The organism is Streptomyces sp. NPDC041784, assembly GCF_055591025.1.
Genome location: NZ_JBVJAB010000005.1, coordinates 418536 through 436081, shown reverse-complemented (window position 1 = coordinate 436081; position 17546 = coordinate 418536). Strand labels below are relative to the sequence as shown.

At 72.2% G+C, this 17546-nt stretch carries 13 protein-coding genes; 7 read left to right on the top strand and 6 right to left on the bottom strand.

From position 1 onward, the window contains the following. The first annotated feature begins 105 nt into the window (after positions 1-105). Positions 106-489: a cold-shock protein gene (locus ACZ6D7_RS14265; protein WP_073497962.1), complete on the top strand. Its 384-nt coding sequence runs from the start codon at positions 106-108 to the stop codon at positions 487-489. A gap of 36 nt (positions 490-525) precedes the next feature. Here ACZ6D7_RS14265 and ACZ6D7_RS14260 read toward each other — a convergent pair whose 3' ends face one another. The 4 genes from ACZ6D7_RS14260 to ACZ6D7_RS14245 form a co-directional block, all read right to left on the bottom strand. Beyond that, positions 526-1377, bottom strand: a complete 852-nt coding sequence (locus ACZ6D7_RS14260) for a 1,4-dihydroxy-6-naphthoate synthase (RefSeq protein WP_469489279.1) — start codon at positions 1375-1377, stop codon at positions 526-528. Next, positions 1367-2116 (bottom strand): futalosine hydrolase, encoded by a 750-nt coding sequence (locus ACZ6D7_RS14255; RefSeq protein ID WP_469489276.1) that lies wholly within the window; start codon positions 2114-2116, stop codon positions 1367-1369. The genes ACZ6D7_RS14260 and ACZ6D7_RS14255 overlap by 11 nt, the downstream gene beginning before the upstream one ends. Further along, a complete protein-coding gene (locus tag ACZ6D7_RS14250; protein ID WP_469489273.1) occupies positions 2086-2598 on the bottom strand; it encodes a DUF2771 domain-containing protein in 513 nt (170 codons plus the stop codon). Before ACZ6D7_RS14250 ends, ACZ6D7_RS14255 begins: the two co-directional genes overlap by 31 nt. A gap of 116 nt (positions 2599-2714) precedes the next feature. Continuing rightward, entirely contained in the window at positions 2715-4148 is a 1434-nt protein-coding gene (locus ACZ6D7_RS14245; RefSeq protein WP_469489270.1) for an MFS transporter, read from the bottom strand. A 380-nt stretch (positions 4149-4528) separates the two neighbouring features. On the opposite strand from ACZ6D7_RS14245, the gene ACZ6D7_RS14240 reads away from it, so the two are divergent. Next, positions 4529-5443, top strand: a complete 915-nt coding sequence (locus ACZ6D7_RS14240; RefSeq protein WP_469489267.1) for a DUF3027 domain-containing protein — start codon at positions 4529-4531, stop codon at positions 5441-5443. A gap of 272 nt (positions 5444-5715) precedes the next feature. Beyond that, positions 5716-8865, top strand: a complete 3150-nt coding sequence (locus ACZ6D7_RS14235) for a sacsin N-terminal ATP-binding-like domain-containing protein (protein WP_469489264.1) — start codon at positions 5716-5718, stop codon at positions 8863-8865. 80 nt (positions 8866-8945) lie between these two features. Here the strand turns inward: ACZ6D7_RS14235 and ACZ6D7_RS14230 are convergent, their stop codons facing one another. Both ACZ6D7_RS14230 and ACZ6D7_RS14225 read right to left on the bottom strand, forming a co-directional pair. Beyond that, the gene (locus ACZ6D7_RS14230) at positions 8946-9335 is read right to left on the bottom strand and encodes a hypothetical protein (protein WP_469489261.1); all 390 of its coding nucleotides are present in this window, start codon (positions 9333-9335) and stop codon (positions 8946-8948) included. A gap of 7 nt (positions 9336-9342) precedes the next feature. Then, on the bottom strand, positions 9343-12951 hold the full coding sequence (locus tag ACZ6D7_RS14225; RefSeq protein WP_469489258.1) for an ALF repeat-containing protein: 3609 nt from the start codon (positions 12949-12951) through the stop codon (positions 9343-9345). A 407-nt stretch (positions 12952-13358) separates the two neighbouring features. Between ACZ6D7_RS14225 and ACZ6D7_RS14220 the strand changes: the two genes are divergently transcribed. The 4 genes from ACZ6D7_RS14220 to ACZ6D7_RS14205 all read left to right on the top strand — a co-directional run bounded on the left by ACZ6D7_RS14220 (position 13359) and on the right by ACZ6D7_RS14205 (position 17536). Next, positions 13359-13892, top strand: coding sequence for a hypothetical protein (locus tag ACZ6D7_RS14220; protein ID WP_469489253.1), 534 nt, complete (start codon positions 13359-13361; stop codon positions 13890-13892). A gap of 108 nt (positions 13893-14000) precedes the next feature. Next, entirely contained in the window at positions 14001-15542 is a 1542-nt protein-coding gene (locus ACZ6D7_RS14215) for an FG-GAP-like repeat-containing protein (RefSeq protein ID WP_469489249.1), read from the top strand. 189 nt (positions 15543-15731) lie between these two features. After that, complete coding sequence (locus ACZ6D7_RS14210) at positions 15732-16664, top strand: hypothetical protein (RefSeq protein ID WP_469489246.1); 933 nt, start codon at positions 15732-15734, stop codon at positions 16662-16664. 59 nt (positions 16665-16723) lie between these two features. Further along, positions 16724-17536: a hypothetical protein gene (locus tag ACZ6D7_RS14205; protein ID WP_469489242.1), complete on the top strand. Its 813-nt coding sequence runs from the start codon at positions 16724-16726 to the stop codon at positions 17534-17536. Positions 17537-17546: the final 10 nt, after the last annotated feature.

The window sequence follows — 17546 nt, the reverse complement described above, 5'->3', positions numbered from 1 at the left end:
CCTTGGACCGGCGGGTCATGGTCGACCCGCCCGACTGCTATCAAGAGCCGTTCCAGAACTGTTTTCCGAAGCAGTTTTCCGACGAGTACGAGGACGAGGACAGACGTGCCTACCGGCAAGGTCAAGTGGTTCAACAGCGAGAAGGGCTTCGGCTTTCTCTCCCGCGACGACGGCGGTGACGTCTTCGTCCATTCCTCGGTCCTCCCCGCCGGAGTCGAGACGCTGAAGCCGGGCCAGCGAGTGGAGTTCGGCGTCGTCGCCGGACAGCGCGGTGACCAGGCACTCTCCGTCGTCGTCCTCGACCCGACCCCGTCGGTCGCGGCGGCCCAGCGCAAGAAGCCCGACGAACTGGCCTCCATCGTCCAGGATCTGACGACCCTTCTCGAGAACATCACGCCGATGCTCGAGAAGGGCCGCTACCCCGAGAAGACCTCCGGCAAGAAGATCGCCGGCCTGCTGCGCGCCGTCGCCGACCAACTGGACGTGTAGCTCGGACGTCCGGCTCAGGTCGGGCTCACGTCCGGTTCAGGGAAACGAAAGAGCGTCCGGACCGAGGGGCGGTACCAGCCCCTCGGCCGCCGCGCGGGTCAGCAGCCCGCGCACCGCGGCATAACCGTCCTCGCCGAGTTCCGCCGTGAACTCGTTGACGTACAGCCCGATGTGCTGGTCGGCGACGGACGGGTCCATCTCCTGGGCGTGCTCCATGACGTACGGGCGGGAGACCTCCGGGGCGTCCCAGGCGGCGCGCACCGAGGCGCGGATCGCGTCGGCGAGCCCGGTCAGGGTCTCGGCGCCCAGGGACCGCCGGGCGATGATCGCGCCGAGCGGGATGGGCAGCCCGGTCGTCGACTCCCAGTGCTCGCCCAGGTCGGCGAGCCTGTGCAGCCCGTAGTTCTGGTACGTGAAGCGTGCCTCGTGGATCACGAGCCCCGCGTCGACCCGGCCGTCCCGGACGGCCGGCATGATCTCGTGGAACGGCAGCACCACGATCTCGCCGACCCCGCCGGGGACGGTGTCCGCCGCCCACAGCCGGAACAGCAGATACGCCGTCGACGTCTCGCTCGGCACGGCGACCGTCCGCCCCGTCAGTTCGAGCCCGGCCTCCCGGGTCAGCACCAGCGGCCCGCAGCCCCGGCCCAGCGCGCCCCCGCAGGGCAGCAGCGCGTAGTCGCCGAGGACGTACGGCAGCACCGCGTACGACACTTTCAGGACGTCGAACTCGCCGCGCTCGGCCATGCCGTTGGTGAGGTCGATGTCCGCGAACGTCACGTCGAGCGCCGGCCCACCCGGCACCCGGCCGTGCGCGAGGGCGTCGAAGACGAAGGTGTCGTTGGGACAGGGCGAGTACGCGATGCGCAGCTTCTGGTCACTGGTCATACGGGTGCCAACTCTCCAGGACGGGCGCGAGCTTCCCGAAGGCCGCGGTGAGCGCGGCGAGCGCGTCGCCGATGCGCCAGGCCGCGCGGTCGCGGGGGCCGACGGGGTTGGAGACCGCGCGGATCTCCAGGACGGGCGTGCCGTGCGCGGCGGCCGCCTCGGCGACCCCGAAGCCCTCCATGGCCTCGGCCAGCGCCCCCGGGTGGCGCGCGCGCAGTACGGCGGCCCGCTCGGCGGTCCCGGTGACCGTGGACACGGTCAGCACGGCGCCGGCGTGCGCCCCGGTGACGGTCGCGGCCTCCCGTACGAGGGACGCGGGCGGGCGGTGGGTGACGGTCCCGAAGCCCAGCTCGGTCACCGGCAGGAAGCCGTCGGGGCTCTCGGCGCCCAGGTCGGCGACGGTGATCTCGTCGGCGACGACCAGGGAGCCGACGGGCGCCCCGGGCGCGAAGCCGCCGGCGATCCCGGCCGAGACCACGAGCGTGTACGGGGTGCGGTCGAGGGCGGCGGCGGTGAGGGCGGCGGAGACGGACGCGGCGGCGAGCGCGGGGCCGACACCGGCGGCGAGGAGGTCGCATCCCGCACCGGTGCGGCGCAGGGTCACGCCGGGCAGCCGTACCTCCCGGCCGGGATCCGGGAACGCCTCCGCCACCGCGTCCCGTTCGGCGGGGACCGCGGTGGCGACGAGGACTCGGACGCGGGACGTGGTCAGTCGTCCTTCTTGAGCTTGAACGACCACAGGCCGGTCACCGTCTGGCTGTCCTTCTTGCCGTCGCCCGCCTTGATGGAGACGAGGGTGGAGTCGCCCTGGGCGCCGTACTGGGCGTTGAAGAACACGCTGCCCGGGATGGTGCGGTAGGTCTTGCCGCTGTCCTCGGTGAGCGGCTGGCCGTTCATCAGGATCGTCCAGCGCTGGTCGGCGACGTCCGGGTCGACGCCGAAACGGACGGTCTCGTCCGGGTCGACGCTGATGGACTTGATGTCCTCGTCCTTCAGGCACTTCGTCAGGTCCGCGGCGCTCAGCGCCTTGTCGTGGCCGCCACAGGTGGCCTCGGAGCTGACCGAGGTGCGGCCGACGGTGATCGTGGACATCGGCGTCGGCTTGTCGCAGGCCGACAGGACGAGCAGTCCGGCGGACACGGCGCCGGCGACGGCGACGGCGCGGCGGCGTCGGGCAACGCCGTGTACATCAGCGGCTCCGCCGCAGGGCATCGAGGTCATGGCCGAAGGCTATCGGGCACGCGCGGCCCGCTCCCTACGCGGGGTACGGCGTGGCTGTGTGTTACGCCACGCGGGGCCCGGCCGAGGTCGGGGCCGGGGTCGGGGCGGGTGCGTGATCATTCCACCCGGGACCTGGGCGAGCTGCCGTGCCGGGCCGAGCCGATCAGCCCGCGGGCGGTCGTCAGCCAGCCGGTGGCGAGCACACAGGCGGCCACCGACAGGCCCAGCGTTCCGTTCAGCGGCATGGCGATGCCGACCGCGCCCCCGAACACCCAGGACACCTGGAGCAGCGTCTCCGAGCGGGCGAACGCCGACGTCCGCACCAGCTCCGGCACGTCCCGCTGGATCAGCGCGTCCAGCGACAGCTTGGACAGTGCCTGCGAGAACCCGGCGACCGCCGCCAGGCCCGCCACCACCACCGCCCCGAAGAACACGGCCGCCGTGATCGCCGCGCCCAGTACGACCGCCAGCACCGTCACGATGATCAGCTCCGGCGCCCGCGACCGCAGCGCCGCCCCCACCGACGTACCGAGCGCGTTGCCCACGCCCGCCGAGACCGCCACCATGCCCAGCGACAGCGCCGCGCTCTGTCCGGTCATCGGGTGCTCGCGCAGCAGGAACGCCAGGAAGAAGGTCAGGAACCCGGACAGCCAGCGCAGCGCCGCGTTGGCGCCCAGCGCGTGGGTGACGGCGATGCCGACCGTCCTGAGGCTCGGCCGCTTGACCGGCTGCCGGTGAGGGCCGTGCAGATGCTGCTCGTCGGCGGCGAGCAGTGCCACGTCCTCGCCCTTGGCGGAGTCGACCTTGTGGGGCAGCGTGAACGACAGGAACGTACCGGCGATGAAGATCACGAACGCGCCGTAGAGCGGCCAGCGCGGCCCGAGCGCCTGGAGCCCCGCCCCGATCGGCGCGGCGACCCCGGTGGCCAGCAGGCCGCCGAGGGTCACCCGGGAGTTCGCCTTGACCAGGGAGAACGTGGGCGGCAGCAGCCGTGGCACGACCGCGCTGCGCACCACTCCGTACGCCTTCGAGGCGACCAGCACCCCGAGGGCCGCCGGATACAGCTGGATGCTGCCGGTGACGACCGCCCCCGACAGGACGAGCGCGAGCAGCGCCCGCGCGAACATGGCGCCCGCCATGGCGGCCCGCCGCCCGTGCGGAATCCGGTCGAGGAGCGGGCCGATCACCGGGGCCAGGACCGTGAAGGGCGCCATCGTGATCGCGAGGTAGAGCGCGACCCGGCCGCGGGCCTCGTCGGTCGGGACGGAGAAGAAGACCGTGGAGGCGAGCGCGATGGTGATCATCACATCGCCGGCGCCGTTCACCGCGTGCAGCTCGATCAGCTTGCCGAGGCCGGACTCACCGGCGCCGTGCGCGTGCGTGGCCTTCCGGATACCGCGGGCCGTGCCGGTGAACGGGAAGTGCAGGGCACGTCCGACAGCGCGCACGGATCCACCGACCCGGCCCGAACCGCCGGTCCGGCTCCTCCCCTTGAACCCCTTGGTCCCACCGGTCCCGGTGGCGCCCTGGGGTGTTCGTGCGGCTGCCACCCCGTCATAGTGCCCCGAGAAAGCCGTCCGTAGTGCGGTTACCGCGCGTACGGCGGTGTCGGTTTCTGAGTTTCCGGGGGCGCGCGGGGTGGCATGAGACCGCTGATGGCGGGGGTCGGGGACGGTCCGGGGACCGGACGAGGGGCGGGAAACGTCCCGTCGGTGTAGGCCGAGCGTCCGCGAACAGGTAGCGTGCGTAGCGCGCCGTGGCGATTGTTCTCGGCCGCGCGCCTCCCGGCCATCCCGCAGAATGGATGACAGCAGGTGCGCCCGAGCGCGATCGGGCGCGGACGTCGACGCGGCCCCCTGGTCCGCTCCGTCCGCACCCACGCCTTCAGGCCGGCGCACTCGAGAGACGGCGTAGGAGAGAAGCGATACCTGTGAGCGCAGCGACCACGCGAAGCCGCACCCCCGACCGCCTGTGCGCCGAGGCCGTCGACCTCGCCCGCGCCGCAGCCGAGGAGGCCGCCGCGCCCGGCGTCGTCGGCGAGCACGTGGGCCTGCTCGCCGAGGGCGACCGTGTGGTCACGCACTACTTCGAGTGCAAGGAACTCGGCTACCGCGGCTGGCGCTGGGCGGCGACGGTGGCCCGCGCCTCCCGCGCCAAGATCGTCACGCTGAACGAGGTGGTCCTGCTCCCCGGCCCCGACGCGGTCCTCGCGCCCGAGTGGGTCCCGTGGAGCGAGCGGCTGCGCCCCGGCGACATGGGTCCGGGCGACCTCCTGCCCACCGACGCCGAGGATCTCCGTCTCGAACCGGGCTACACCGGCGAGGAGGAGCCCCCGCCGAACTCTCCGGTCTCCGAGGAGATGGCGGAACTGGCCGAGGCGGAGGACGCGGACCTGACGGCCGCGCTGCGGGCCGCGCCGAAGCGGGGTTCGATCTCGGCGGTCGCCGAGGAACTCGGCATGCGCCGCGCCCGGGTCCTCTCCCGCTACGGCCTGCACACCGCCGCCGACCGCTGGGAGGAGGCCTACGGCCCCAAGACCCCCATGGCCCAGGCGGCCCCCGCGTCCTGTGTCAGCTGCGGTTTCCTCCAGCCGATCGGCGGCTCCCTCGGCCAGGCCTTCGGCGTCTGCGCCAACGAGTTCGCCCCGGCGGACGGCCGGGTCGTCGCGCTCTCCTACGGCTGCGGCGGCCACTCGGAGGCGGCGGTCATGCCCACGCCCCCGCGGCCGGCTCCGCCGGTGATCGACGAGACCCGGGTGGACCCGTTCCCCCTGCGCCCGGCCCCCGACTCGGGCTCGGTCCCGCCGACGACGGACGAGGACGCGGCGGAGCTGGGGCACTCGTAGGGGCGGATGTTTTTCGGGCCGGCCCCGGAAGCCTTGTAGGCGGGCGGAGGGGGCCGGGCGAGGCGGCTGGGCCCGCCTTGCCCCCAGAGGCGGCCTGATGCCCCCAGGGGGCACCAGGGGCGCGGGAGTGTCCCTCAGGGGCGCAGGGGACGGAGCGCCCGCCGGGGTCCGGGGCGGAGCCCCGGGGTGGGGGGAGCTCTCGGCTCACCGAGCGGGCGGGCCCCGTCGCGGCACCCGGTACCTTCGTCCTCACGCCGACGAGGAGAGTGAACGTGAGCAAGTTCGTGCGGCCGGCTGCCGAGGGCGCTGACCCCTTCGGTACGGCCCGCCTACGCCGCGGAGTTCTGGACGCCTGGGCCACGAGTCCCGCCCGTTTCCGGGAGGACGCCAACGCCGAGGAGGATCTCGTCCTCGGCGGCTACCGCGACCGCCTCGTCGTGGAGCTCGCGCAGAACGCCGCCGACGCCGCCGCCCGCGCCGGCGTCCCCGGCCGGCTCCGCCTCACCCTCCGCGACGGCGTCCTCGTCGCCGCGAACACCGGCGCTCCCCTGGACGCCGCCGGCGTCGAGTCCCTCGCCACCCTCCGCGCCTCCGCCAAGCGCGAGACGCACCAGGGCGCGGTCGGCCGCTTCGGCGTCGGCTTCGCCGCCGTGCTCGCCGTCACCGACGAGCCCGCCGTCGTCGGCCGGCACGGCGGCGTCCGCTGGGCCCTCGCCGAGGCCCGCGAGCTGGCCAGGGACACCGCCCGGCACAGCCCCGGCCTCGGCGACGAGATCCGCCGCCGCGACGGCCACGTGCCCCTCCTGAGGCTCCCCTTCGCCGCGGAGGGCACCGCCCCGGACCCGTACGACACGGCCGTCATCCTCCCGCTGCGCGACGCGGCCGCGGCCGACCTCGCCGAGCGGCTGCTCACCGCCGTGGACGACGCCCTGCTCCTCGCCCTCCCGGGCATGGAGGAGGTCGTGATCGAGATCGACGGCGGCGCCCCGCGCACCCTGCTGCGTTCCGCCGACGGCCCCCTCACCGTCGTGGCGGACACGGAACACGGCACCACTCACTGGCGTACGACCGCCGCGCACGGCCCGCTCGCCCCCGACCTCCTCGCCGACCGCCCGGTCGAGGAGCGGCTGCGTCCGCACTGGTCGGTCACCTGGGCCGTACCCGTCACCCCGGACGGCGCCCCGGCGCGCCCCCGCACCAGCCCGGTCGTGCACGCCCCGACCCCCAGCGACGAGCAGCTCGGCGTCCCCGCCCTGCTCATCGCCTCCTTCCCGCTCGACACCACCCGTCGGCACGCCGCTCCCGGACCGCTCACCGACCACCTGGTGGAGCGCGCGGCGGACGCGTACGCCGGCCTCCTCGCCGAGTGGCGGCCGGTGACCGCCGGTGTCATCGACCTCGTGCCCGGCCCGCTGGGCAAGGGCGAGCTGGACGGCGCCCTGCGCCGGGCCATCCTCGACAGGCTGCCCCGCACGGCGTTCCTGCCGCCCGCCGTGGCTCCCGCCAAGGACGGCGAGGCCGGCGAGGGCGACGCGGACCACCTCCCCGAGGCCCTCCGCCCCCGGGACGCCGAGGTCGTCGAGGGCGCCGGCGCCGACACCGTACGGGTGCTGGCCGAGGTACTCCCCACCCTGCTGCCCGCCGGTCTCGAACGGCGGGTGGAGCTGCGCACCCTCGAGGTCGCCCGGATCCCGCTCGCCGACGCGATCGACCGCCTGGCGGGCCTGGAGAAGTCCGCGGACTGGTGGCACCGGCTCTACGAGAGCCTGGCCGGCGTCGACCCGGACCGGCTCTCCGGCCTGCCCGTGCCGCTCGCCGACGGCAGGACCACCATCGGCCCCCGCCAGGTCCTGCTGCCCACCACGGACACGGCGAGCGCCGACCCGGACCTCCTGGCCCGGCTCGGCCTCAAGGTCGCCCACCCGGACGCCGCGCACCCGCTCCTGGAGAAGCTCGGCGCCCTGCCCGCCACGCCCCGCGCGGTGCTCACCACCCCGCAGGTGCGGGCCGCCGTCGCCGCGTCCCTGGACGACGACACCGGCGCCTGGGACGACGACCGGGGCACCCCGGACGCCGAGGAACTGGCGGACACCGTCCTCGCCCTGGTCCGCGACGCGGGCCTGGAGCCCGGCGACGAACCCTGGCTGGGCGCGCTCGCCCTCCCCGACGAGGACGGCGAACTCGTCCCCGCCGGTGAACTCGTCCTGCCCGGCAGCCCGTTCGCCTCCGTCATCCGCGAGGACGAACTCGCCGCCGTGGACGCCGAATTGGCGGACAGGTGGGGCGAGCAGCCGCTCGCCGCCTGCGGTGTCCTCGCCAACTTCGCGCTCGTCCGCGCCACGGACGTCGTCCTCGACCCGGACGAACTGGAGCCGCGCGAGGGCGACTTCGCCGAACCCGACGACGCCGGTCTGCTCGACGCCGTGGACGTCTGGTCCGAGGACATCCTCGACCGCTTCCCCGACTCCCCGGTGCCGCCCGTGGCCACCGAACTCGTCGCCGTCCGCGATCTCGACCTCGTCGACGACGACCGCTGGCCGCAGGCCCTCGCCCTGCTCGCCCAGCCGCCCCTGCGCGACGCCCTCACCCAGCCCGTCCGTGTCCTGCTGCCCGACGGCACCCACGAGGTCGTACGGCCCTACACGGCCTGGTGGCTGCGCGGGCACCCGGTCCTGGACGGCCGCCGCCCGGCGGGCCTCCTCGCCGCGGGCGGGGACCCCCTCCTGCACGGCCTGTACGACGAGGCCGACGCGACCGGCTTCGACGACGAGCAGGTGCTGCGGGCGCTCGGCGTGCGCACCTCCGTCGCCGCGCTCCTGGACGAGCCCGGCGGCGCGGCCGAGCTGCTGGAGCGCCTCGCCGACCCCGAGCGCCCCGTGTCCGCCGCCCAACTGCACGGCCTGTACGGCGCGCTGGCCGAGCTTGACCCCGAGCGGGTGACCCTGCCGGACGACCTGCGGGCCGTCGTCGACGGACGGGTGGAGGTGGTGGACGCGGCCGACGCGGTCGTCGTCGACTCGCCCGATCTGCTCCCCTTCACCGAGGGTGTCCCGCTGCTCCCGGTCCGGCCGGCCCGCGCCGCCGAGCTGGCCGAGCTGTTCCAGGTGCGGCGGCTGAGCGAGTCCGTGACGGGACGGATCGACTCGGAGGGTGCGGAGCACGACGTCCCGGAAGCGGTCCATGTCCTCCTCGGCCCGCGCACCCCGTCCGTCTACGTCGAACACGAGGAACTCGTCGTCGACGGCGTGGAGATCGACTGGCGCCTCACCGACGACGGCGTCCTGCACGCCGCGACCCTGGAGGGCGTCGCCGCGGGCCTCGCCTGGGCGGCGGGGCAGTGGCCGCGGCGCTTCGAGGTGGCCGCGCTGCTGGAGGACCCGTCCCGGACGGGGGAGCTGGCGCGGGACCGCTGGTTCGACTGAGGCGGGCGCACGACAGAGTCCGCCCCACCGGTGGGTTTCGGTGGGGCGGACTTTGCCGCCGGGCTTTCTCCCGGTCGGACCTATCCCTGGATGTGCGAGTACATCGCCTCGTATCGCGTGTACATGCGTCCCAGCTCTCGCGGATTGCTCCGTACGTACAGGAATTCGAGAACGAGCGAGAAGAGGTGTTCCACGGCCCGGACGTGCTGCTCCGGGGTGAAGTGGTCAGGGTTCTTCCAGCCCTGGAGCTTCATGTCGGGGAACAGGTCGAGGAGGACGAGCTGATGCCACTGGAGGCCGTTGCACTCGTCCCGGCGGACGACCAGCCACTCCCGGAAGCCGCGCAGCATCCCGCCCGACCTGCTGACGTCCACGCCCGTGAGGAACATGGTGGTCGGGTAGTAGGTGCCGTTCAGGCCGAACGCTTCCGGCTTGTCGCGGATGGCTTCGACGAAATCCTTGTCGATCATGAGGCTCCTAGAAACCGAAGTCGAGCGTGTGCGGCTTTCGCCAGCGTGATTTGTACTCGGCGATGGTCTCGCCGCCCCGCCCGGTCCAGGCGTCGTAGACCCGGTCGTTGTACACCACCACCACATGGTGGTACCAACCCGAGTCCTTTTCCCGGTAATGGGGAAGGTGCAAGTCCTCCCCGGGCTTCGGCTCGATCGTGAACAGCGTGCCGCCCCCGAGACTCTTCCGGATCTTCTCGGCGCACGCCTCGCAGCCGAAGGAGTCCGGGATCTCGGAGACGTCCCGGGGCAGCCCCGGAACGCTGTGCTCCCCGCACGGCACCCCCTTCGACGCCGCTGCCGCAGCGGTGGTGAACGCGGCCCTGGTCGCCGTCCGCAGCGGTGCCTTGTCGACGATCTTGCAGCCGCGCTTCAGCCATTTCAGCTCGTCGTAGACCCGCTCCAGCGCCTTGAGCTTGCCGCCGAGGAAGGCGTCCACGGCGAGGCCCTTGCAGCTGTCGAAGTCCTTCTTCTGGAGGCACTCCTCGAACCCGCTGATGCCGAGGAGCTCCTTCTGGATGTTCCAGAGCTCCTCCATCGCGTCGCCGAACTCCTTGCCGTGGGCGAGGATGTCGCAGTAGGTCTCCTTGTGCTGGCACCAGCGGGCGAAGCCCTCCGGATCGCACGGGATGTACCCCTGGCAGCGGTACTGCTCGGCCGGGCTCGGCCCGTTCTCCGCCTCCTCCTTCGCCTCGACGGCGGCCTTGCGCCGCTTCTCCTCCTCCTCGCGGTACTTGGTGATCGCGATGGTGAACGCCTCGGTGGCCGCCTTGAGCGCGGCGTCCGCGTCCTTGCCCGCCTCGACGGCCGACTTGCGCGCCTCGTCGGCGTGGTACGCCGCGGTGGACGCAGAAGCCTGCGCGGACTCGGAGGACAGCGTGGCGTCTGCCGCCGACTTCGCGGCGCTCGCCGCGTCGGCGTCCGCGCGGTTCGCGGCGTCCCGGGCCGTCCGGGCGGAGGCCGCCGCCTGGGCCGCCGACGCCTCGGCGTCCTTGGCGTACCGGTCGGCCTGATCGGCGTACCCCTGCGCCTTGGTCTTGGAGTCGTTCGCCTTCTTCGCCCACTCGGTGGCCTCGGCGGCCGCCTTGCGGGCGGTGGCGGCGACCTTCTGCGCGGTCGCGGCGTTCTGCTGGGCGGTGGCCGCGACCTTCGCGGCGTCCGCGATCAGCTTCTGCACCTGGGCCACGTGGGTGGCGGACAGGTGATCCTTGCGCAGCGCCTTGTACTGCCCGGAGACGACGAAGGCGTGCAGCGCCTGGGGTGAGCCCGCCAGGGCGACCCGGGCCGCAGACTTCACCTCGGGGGTGCCGCTGTCGATGAGCTGTGCCGCCCGCACCCGCTCGTCCTGGGTGCGCGCGTGGTGCTGGGTGGTGATGAGGAACTCGCTGTACTTCTTCGGGTCGCCCGTGGCGAGGGCGGCCCGGCCCGCGTCGGTGAGGACGGGGCCGGCGCCGTCGAGGACCTTGGCGATGGCGACCCGCATGCCCTGCGCGCCGACCTGGTACTGCCCGTTGGCGACGAACTCGGAGACGGTGGCGGCGTCGCCGTCCAGCGCGGTCTCGGCCGCGTCGCGCACGGCCTTGTCGGCGCTCTCCTCCGCGAGCCGCTCGACGTAGGAGCGCTCGTCCTGCTGCTTGGCGGTCTTCCAGCCGTTGCGCAGGTAGTCGACGACCACCTCGTCCGTACCGCCGAGGGCGGCCTCGGCGGCTACGCGGCCCCATGCCGTGCCGTTCTTCATCACTTGGACGGCCAGGTCGCGGCCCTGCTCAGCGACGGCCGCGAGGTCGGCGCCGGGCTTCGCGGCCTCGGCCACCAGCCGGTCCCGTTCGGTGTCCCGGTCCTTGGTGGCCCTTACCCGCGCTGCCTGCGCGTCGGCGCGGGCGTCGGCCTCGGCCTTGTCCTGCTTGGCCAGTTCGATGCCCGCGTTGGTGCGGCCGAGCAGTTCCTCGGTCTCGACCTCACGGGCGAGGGTGAAGATCTGCTGGGCCTTGGTCACGGCGTTGGTGGCCGCGGTCGCCGCCGTGGTCGCGGCGTTCGCGTGCTCCGTGGACCTCGCCGCGGCCTTCGCGGACTCACCGGCGTGCTTGGCCGCGTCCAGGGCCGCGTCGCCGGCGTTCTTCGCGTGCGTGGCCGCGGACCTCGCCGCGTCCCGGGCCTCGCGGGCCGCCGTAGCCGCCTTGCGGGCAAGGGTCTCGGCGGCGCTCGCGGCGCGGTTCGCCTCGGCCGCTTGGCTCTTGGCGGCCGCGGCGGCGGCCCGTGCCTCGGCGGCGGCCGCGCTCGACTGGCCCGCGTAGGTGCCGGCGTCGGCGGCGGCGTCGGCGGCGGCGTTGGCGTTGGCGCCCGCGCTCGCCGCAGAGTGGGCGGCGTCGCCCGCCGCGTCGGCGGCCTTGGCGGCTTGGTCGGCGGCGTCGGCGGCCAGGTTGGCGCCGTCGGCGGCCTTCTGCGCGGCCTCGGCGGCGACCTTCGCGGCATCCGCGTTCTTGGCGTCCACGGCGGCGTCGGCGGCGGCGTTACGGGCACGCGAGGCGGCCTGGGAGGCACCGGCCGCAGCGGCGGCCGCCTGGGAGGCCGCGTTGGCCGCCACCCGGGCCGAGTTGTTCGCCGCGTTCGCGGCGTCGATGGCACGCTGCGCGGACACGGCGGCCTGGGATGCGGCCGCGGCAGCACGCTTGGCGGCTCGCGCGGCCTCGTTCGTGTCGTCCTTCGCGGCCTTGGCCTCGGCCGCGGCCTTCAGTGCGGCCTCCTTGGCCAGCTGGGAAGCCTGCACCGCCTTGGCGGACTCTGCCTTGGCGGCAGCGGTCTGCGCGACGGCCTGCCGTCCCGCCTCCTTCGCCTGCTCGGCGAGCTGGGCGACGGTGGCGTGCTCCTGGTCCTTGGCCCGGGCGACGAACTGACCGACCTCCAGGAACTCCCGGATGTCCGCCGCACCGCCGTTCAGCGCGATGCGCCCGGCCGCCCGTACGTTGGTGCCGCCCACGCTGATGACCTGGGCGAGCTGGACGCGCTCGTCCTGCTCGCGCTGGGTGTACTGGAACTCGGTGAGGAACTTCCGTACGTCGTCCGGGCTCCCCTTGAGCGCGTTCCGCCCGGCCTCCTGGACGTTGGGCCCGGCCGTGTCGATGATCTGGGCGACGCGGACCCGGTTGTCCTGCCGCATCGGCGCTTCCCAGCCCCAGCTGACGAAGCTCTCCAGCTCCTCGCGGGTCCCGGCGAGCGCCTTGCGGGCCGTGGCGATGAGCTCCGGACCGCCGACGCTCGCGATCTGCGCGGCGGTCACCCGCTCGTCCTGGAAGACCAGGTTGTCAGCGGCGGCGAGGAATGTCTGCACATCGGCGTCGCTGCCGGTCAGCGCCGCCTCGGCGGCCGCCCGGACACCGGGCCCGCCCTCCCGCCAGTAGTCGAGGACCAGGCCGCGGTCGGCGGCGGTGACCTCCGACCCGGCGGCGGCGAGCCGGACACCGGCTGCGGCGAGCCGGACACCGGCTGCGGTGCTTGCCGCCGCCGCTGCGGGCGGTGCGCCCAGCAGGCCGAGGGCGAGGGCCAGGGGCAGCAGGCCCAGAGCCGTTCTGCGTATCACACGTGTGGCTTTCCCGGCGGTATCGAACTGGTCAGTTCTTCGATTCACTGGGTACCTGTCTGTTAATCGGCGACGACCCCCGAAATACGAGTCGCCGAATGGTCGACGGGTAAGAATAGTTATCGTTCACCGCGTTATGGAGGCCATTTTTCGACAGTGTGCAGATCGGGCAATGGGTGCTTTGTGGTGTGTTGCGTCAGGCTTGGCGCGGGGTGGTGAATTATGTGTTGACGTTGGCCGGCTCTATATATATGCTATGCCTCGACTTTGCTTCGGATGACCGGCCTGACCAGCCGATGTCTCAGCCGTGCTCATATCTTCAGGGGGTTTGAACGGGGGACCGGTGGCGCCTGCGCGCACCGGCTTATCAGGGCATTTTTGCGACCGTGACCGGTTGCCGCCCACGCATGTCCATGTCCAGAAGGGACTTCTCGGTGCCTTTCCGTGCCCGAAATCTCATCGTCTCCGGAATCGTGGTCACGTGCGCCACGCTCACCGGTATTTCCGTGGCTTCCGCCGATGATCCGCCACCATCGCCGGAAAACTCGAACCCGCCTTCTGCGGTCGAGGACTACGGTTATCCGGGTGCCGACAAAATCCTGGCGGAAAAAGGAATCAAGCTGAAGAAGGGCGACGGCCGCATCCTGCTGGCCGACTGCGACCTGGCCGCCCAGCAGATCCGGGTCCAGACCATCGGCGACCCGGCCGCCGGCCGCGCGGACACCTACTGCTTCAGGACCATCGGTACGACGGGCCACCTCACGCTGGAGCTGCCCCGTGTGTTCGGCCTGGATGCCGCGGACCACCCGATCAGCGCCGACCTCACGGCGAACGGACAGACCACCTCGGTCGACGTCCCCAAGAACACATGGAAGTCCGTCGGTGAAGGGACCAGTGGCGGACCGCGCTCGGTGCTCGTCGAGCTCCGCGTCACCGGCTGACTGGCCCCCGCACCACCCCGACATACGGCCAAGCAGACACCCCGACTCCGGGATTCGAGACGAGATTCGAGGGAAATCGTGAAAGACGCCCGTCCGAGCAGGACGCGCATGGTGTGGGCCACTGGACTCGCCGCCGCCGGTCTGACGAGCGGTCTGCTGGCCGCGGCCCCGGCCCAGTCCGTCGTCGGCGACCAGGTCGCCGACGGCGCCGACCAGTCCACGGTCAAGGTCCATGTCGCCGGCGGCACCGACGACGAACGCGCCTGCTCCGGCACCCTGGTGGACCCGCAGTGGGTCCTCACTGCGGCCAGTTGCTTCGCCGCCGATCCGCAGCAGGCCACTACGCTCACGAAGGGCGCCCCGCCGCTGCCCGCCGTGGTCACCGCCGACGGCAACAAGCCCGAGGACAAGGCCCAGCGGGACCAGAAGGTCCAGGAGATCGTCCCCTATCCGGGCCGTGATCTGGTCATGGCCCGCTTCAACCCGGTCTCCGCCGACGACGCGCTCGGCGGCCCCTTCCCGGACATCGCCTCCGCCACGGTCAGCGGGGCCGCCCCGGCCCAGGGCGACCAGCTCAGGACGGTCGGCTACGGCCGTACCAGGCTCGAGTGGACCCCCGAGCGCGCCCACACCGGTGCCTTCGGTGTGGACCTCGTCGATCCGACGACCCTCGCGATCTCGCCCGCCGCCGGGGCGGCGCTGTGCAAGGGGGACGCGGGCGGGCCGGTGCTCAATGCTTCTGGGCGGGTCGTCGGCGTGGTGAGCCGCTCCTGGGACACCGGCTGCCTCAATTCGCAGGAGACCCGCACCGGCGCCGTCGCCACCCGCGTCGACGACATCGCGGACTGGGTCCAGCAGGTACGGCTCAGCTCACGCCAGAAGCAGATCACCGACGTCATGACGGCGGCCGACTTCAACGGGGACGGCCGTACGGACGTCGTCTCCCTCATGAAGCCCGGGTACGCCCAGGTGTTCCACGGGCGGGCGGACGGGACGCTGCAGTTCGGGGGCTCCCTGGCCACTGTCGGTCGCAGTAACCAGAAGCGGCTTGTCGCCGGGGACTTCGATGACGCCCGGGGCACCGAAGTGATCTCGGTCGACAGCCAAGGCGACCTCATCCTGCACAGCCAGAGCCGTCGTCCCTTCCCGCCGAACCTGTTCGAGCGGACCAAGCTGTGGACCGACGCCACCTGGAAGGACGGCCTGCCCGTCGCCAACCTGCGCACAGGCACCGCCGCGCGCGACACCCTGCTGTTCCAGTGGCCCGACGGCTCCCTCTACACCTACAAGCGGGACGCCGACGGCAACCTGGTCAACCAGAAGAAGTCGATGTGGCCGGACAAGACGTGGAAGAAGAAGCTCATCGCCACGGCCGACTTCACCGGTGACGGACGCGACGACATCGCCGCCGTCGCGAGCGACGGGGCGCTGCACCTGTATCCGGGCAAGGGCGACGGCACCTTCGACAAGGCCAAGTCGATGTGGCCCGACAAGACCTGGGGCGGTATGCGTGTCGTCCTGGGAGGTGACTTCGACGGCGACGGCAAGGCCGACCTCGCCGCCGTGACGACCGCAGGCGACCTGCGCCTGCACGTGGGCGACGGCAAGGGCGCGCTCGCGGCCGGCAAGTCCATGTGGCCGAAGGTGTAGGAGGACGCGAACGGGATGATGTGGGCCGGCGGAGGGGCCGTCAGAAAATCTTCTTCACTTCGTACAACTATTCACACCAGTCACGGATCTGACCCGATGAGCCAACAGGCTTCACCATCACTTGGGTCCTGTCCGACGACGAGCCGTAGAACGCCCACCGCCAGGGTCCTTTCACCACCGGGGGATTGTATGCGCATCCGTGCCACCGTGGCCGCCGTCACCGGCGCCCTGGCTCTCTCCGCCCTCGCCGTCCCGGCCGCCCAGGCCGCGGGCACCACTCCTGGCAAGGCCGACGCCGCCGACATCGCTCAGGCCGTGCACCAGGCCGCCTCGGGTAGAACCACGTTCACCGGAACCACCGCCGCCGCGGACGAGCCGTACCCGCTGGACGTGACGTTCTCCAGCGTGAAGGTCAACAACGGCAAGCCGATCGTCGTCGGCACCACCAACAAGGTCACCGTCCCGGTGACGTACCGGGTCACCCACCCCGCCGACCTCGACCTCAATGCGGATGACGTCTGGATGGACGTCGTCATCTACCGAGGCACCTTCGGGGATCCGGCCGGTCACGAACTGATCGGCGACGACTGGCCGACCTGCTCCGCCGTCTCGACGACGCTCGCCAGCTGCAAGGGCACCATCGACATCTACCCGAGCGAAGAGCTGAGCAACTCCGACGCCACCACCTGGAAGGCCGGCGGCTACGTCATCGACTGGAACGGCCAGGACCCGTTCAGCGACGACATCGACATCACCAAGGTCGGCTACGCCGAGCAGGCCGGCCTCGCCACCACCAAGCTCCAGCGCTTCTCCAAGCTGACCGTCAACGCCTCACCCGAGCCGGTGAAGAAGGGCGCGACCATCACGGTCACGGGCAAGCTGTCCCGCGCGAACTGGGACGACGGCAAGTACCACGGGTACTCCGGCCAGTCGGTGAAGCTCCAGTTCCGCAAGAAGGGCAGCACCACCTACACCACCCTCAAGACCATCAAGACCAGCTCGACCGGCACGCTGAAGACCACGGTCAAGGCGTCCGCCGACGGCTACTTCCGCTACAGCTTCGCGGGCACCTCGACCACCCCGGCGGTCACCACCGCGGGTGACTTCGTCGACGTGAAGTAGACCGCCCCGAAGCAGATCGACGCGAAGTAGTTCCCCACTCGTCCCACCTGGGAGTTCCCATGCGCAAACGCGCCATCGTGGTCGCCGCCTCCGGCGCCCTCGCCCTGTCCGCCCTCGCCGTCCCGGCCGCACAGGCCGCGCCCACGGCCGCGCCGAACGTCACCTTCTCCAACATGAAGGTCAACAAGGGCAAGGCCATCGTGGTCGGCCCCTCGGCCAAGGTGACCGTCACCGCCACGTACACCGTGACGAAGCCCGCGAACCTCAGCGCGAGCTCCTTCCTCACCGGCCCGGTGCTCTACCGGGGCACCACGCTCGGCACGGGGTCCGACGTGCTCATCGGTGACGAGCCGGGCGCCTGCACCGCGGCCTCCTCGACGGTCCTGAAGTGCACGGCCAAGCTCCAGTTCCGGCCCACCGCCTCCGAGGACTTCGAAAACCTGGCCAACAGCCAGGCCGGCGCCTGGAAGGTGGGCGCCCTCGCCGTCCCCGACGACGTCGACAGCGAGGACGACTTCAAGTGGCAGTCCAACCTGGGCACCACCAAGGTCCAGCGCGCCTCGAGGCTGACGGTCGACGCGACCCCCGAGCCGGTGAAGAAGGGCAAGACCCTCACCGTCACGGGCAAGCTGACCCGCGCCAACTGGGACAGCAACAAGTACGCCGGGTACTCGGCCCAGTCGGTGAAGCTGCAGTTCAAGAAGAAGGGCAGCACCACCTACACCACGGTCAAGACCATCAAGACCAGCTCGACCGGTGCGCTGAAGACCACGGTCAAGGCGTCGGTGGACGGCTACTTCCGCTACAGCTTCGCGGGCACCTCGACCACCCCGGCGGTCACCACCGCGGGTGACTTCGTCGACGTGAAGTAGACCGACCTGA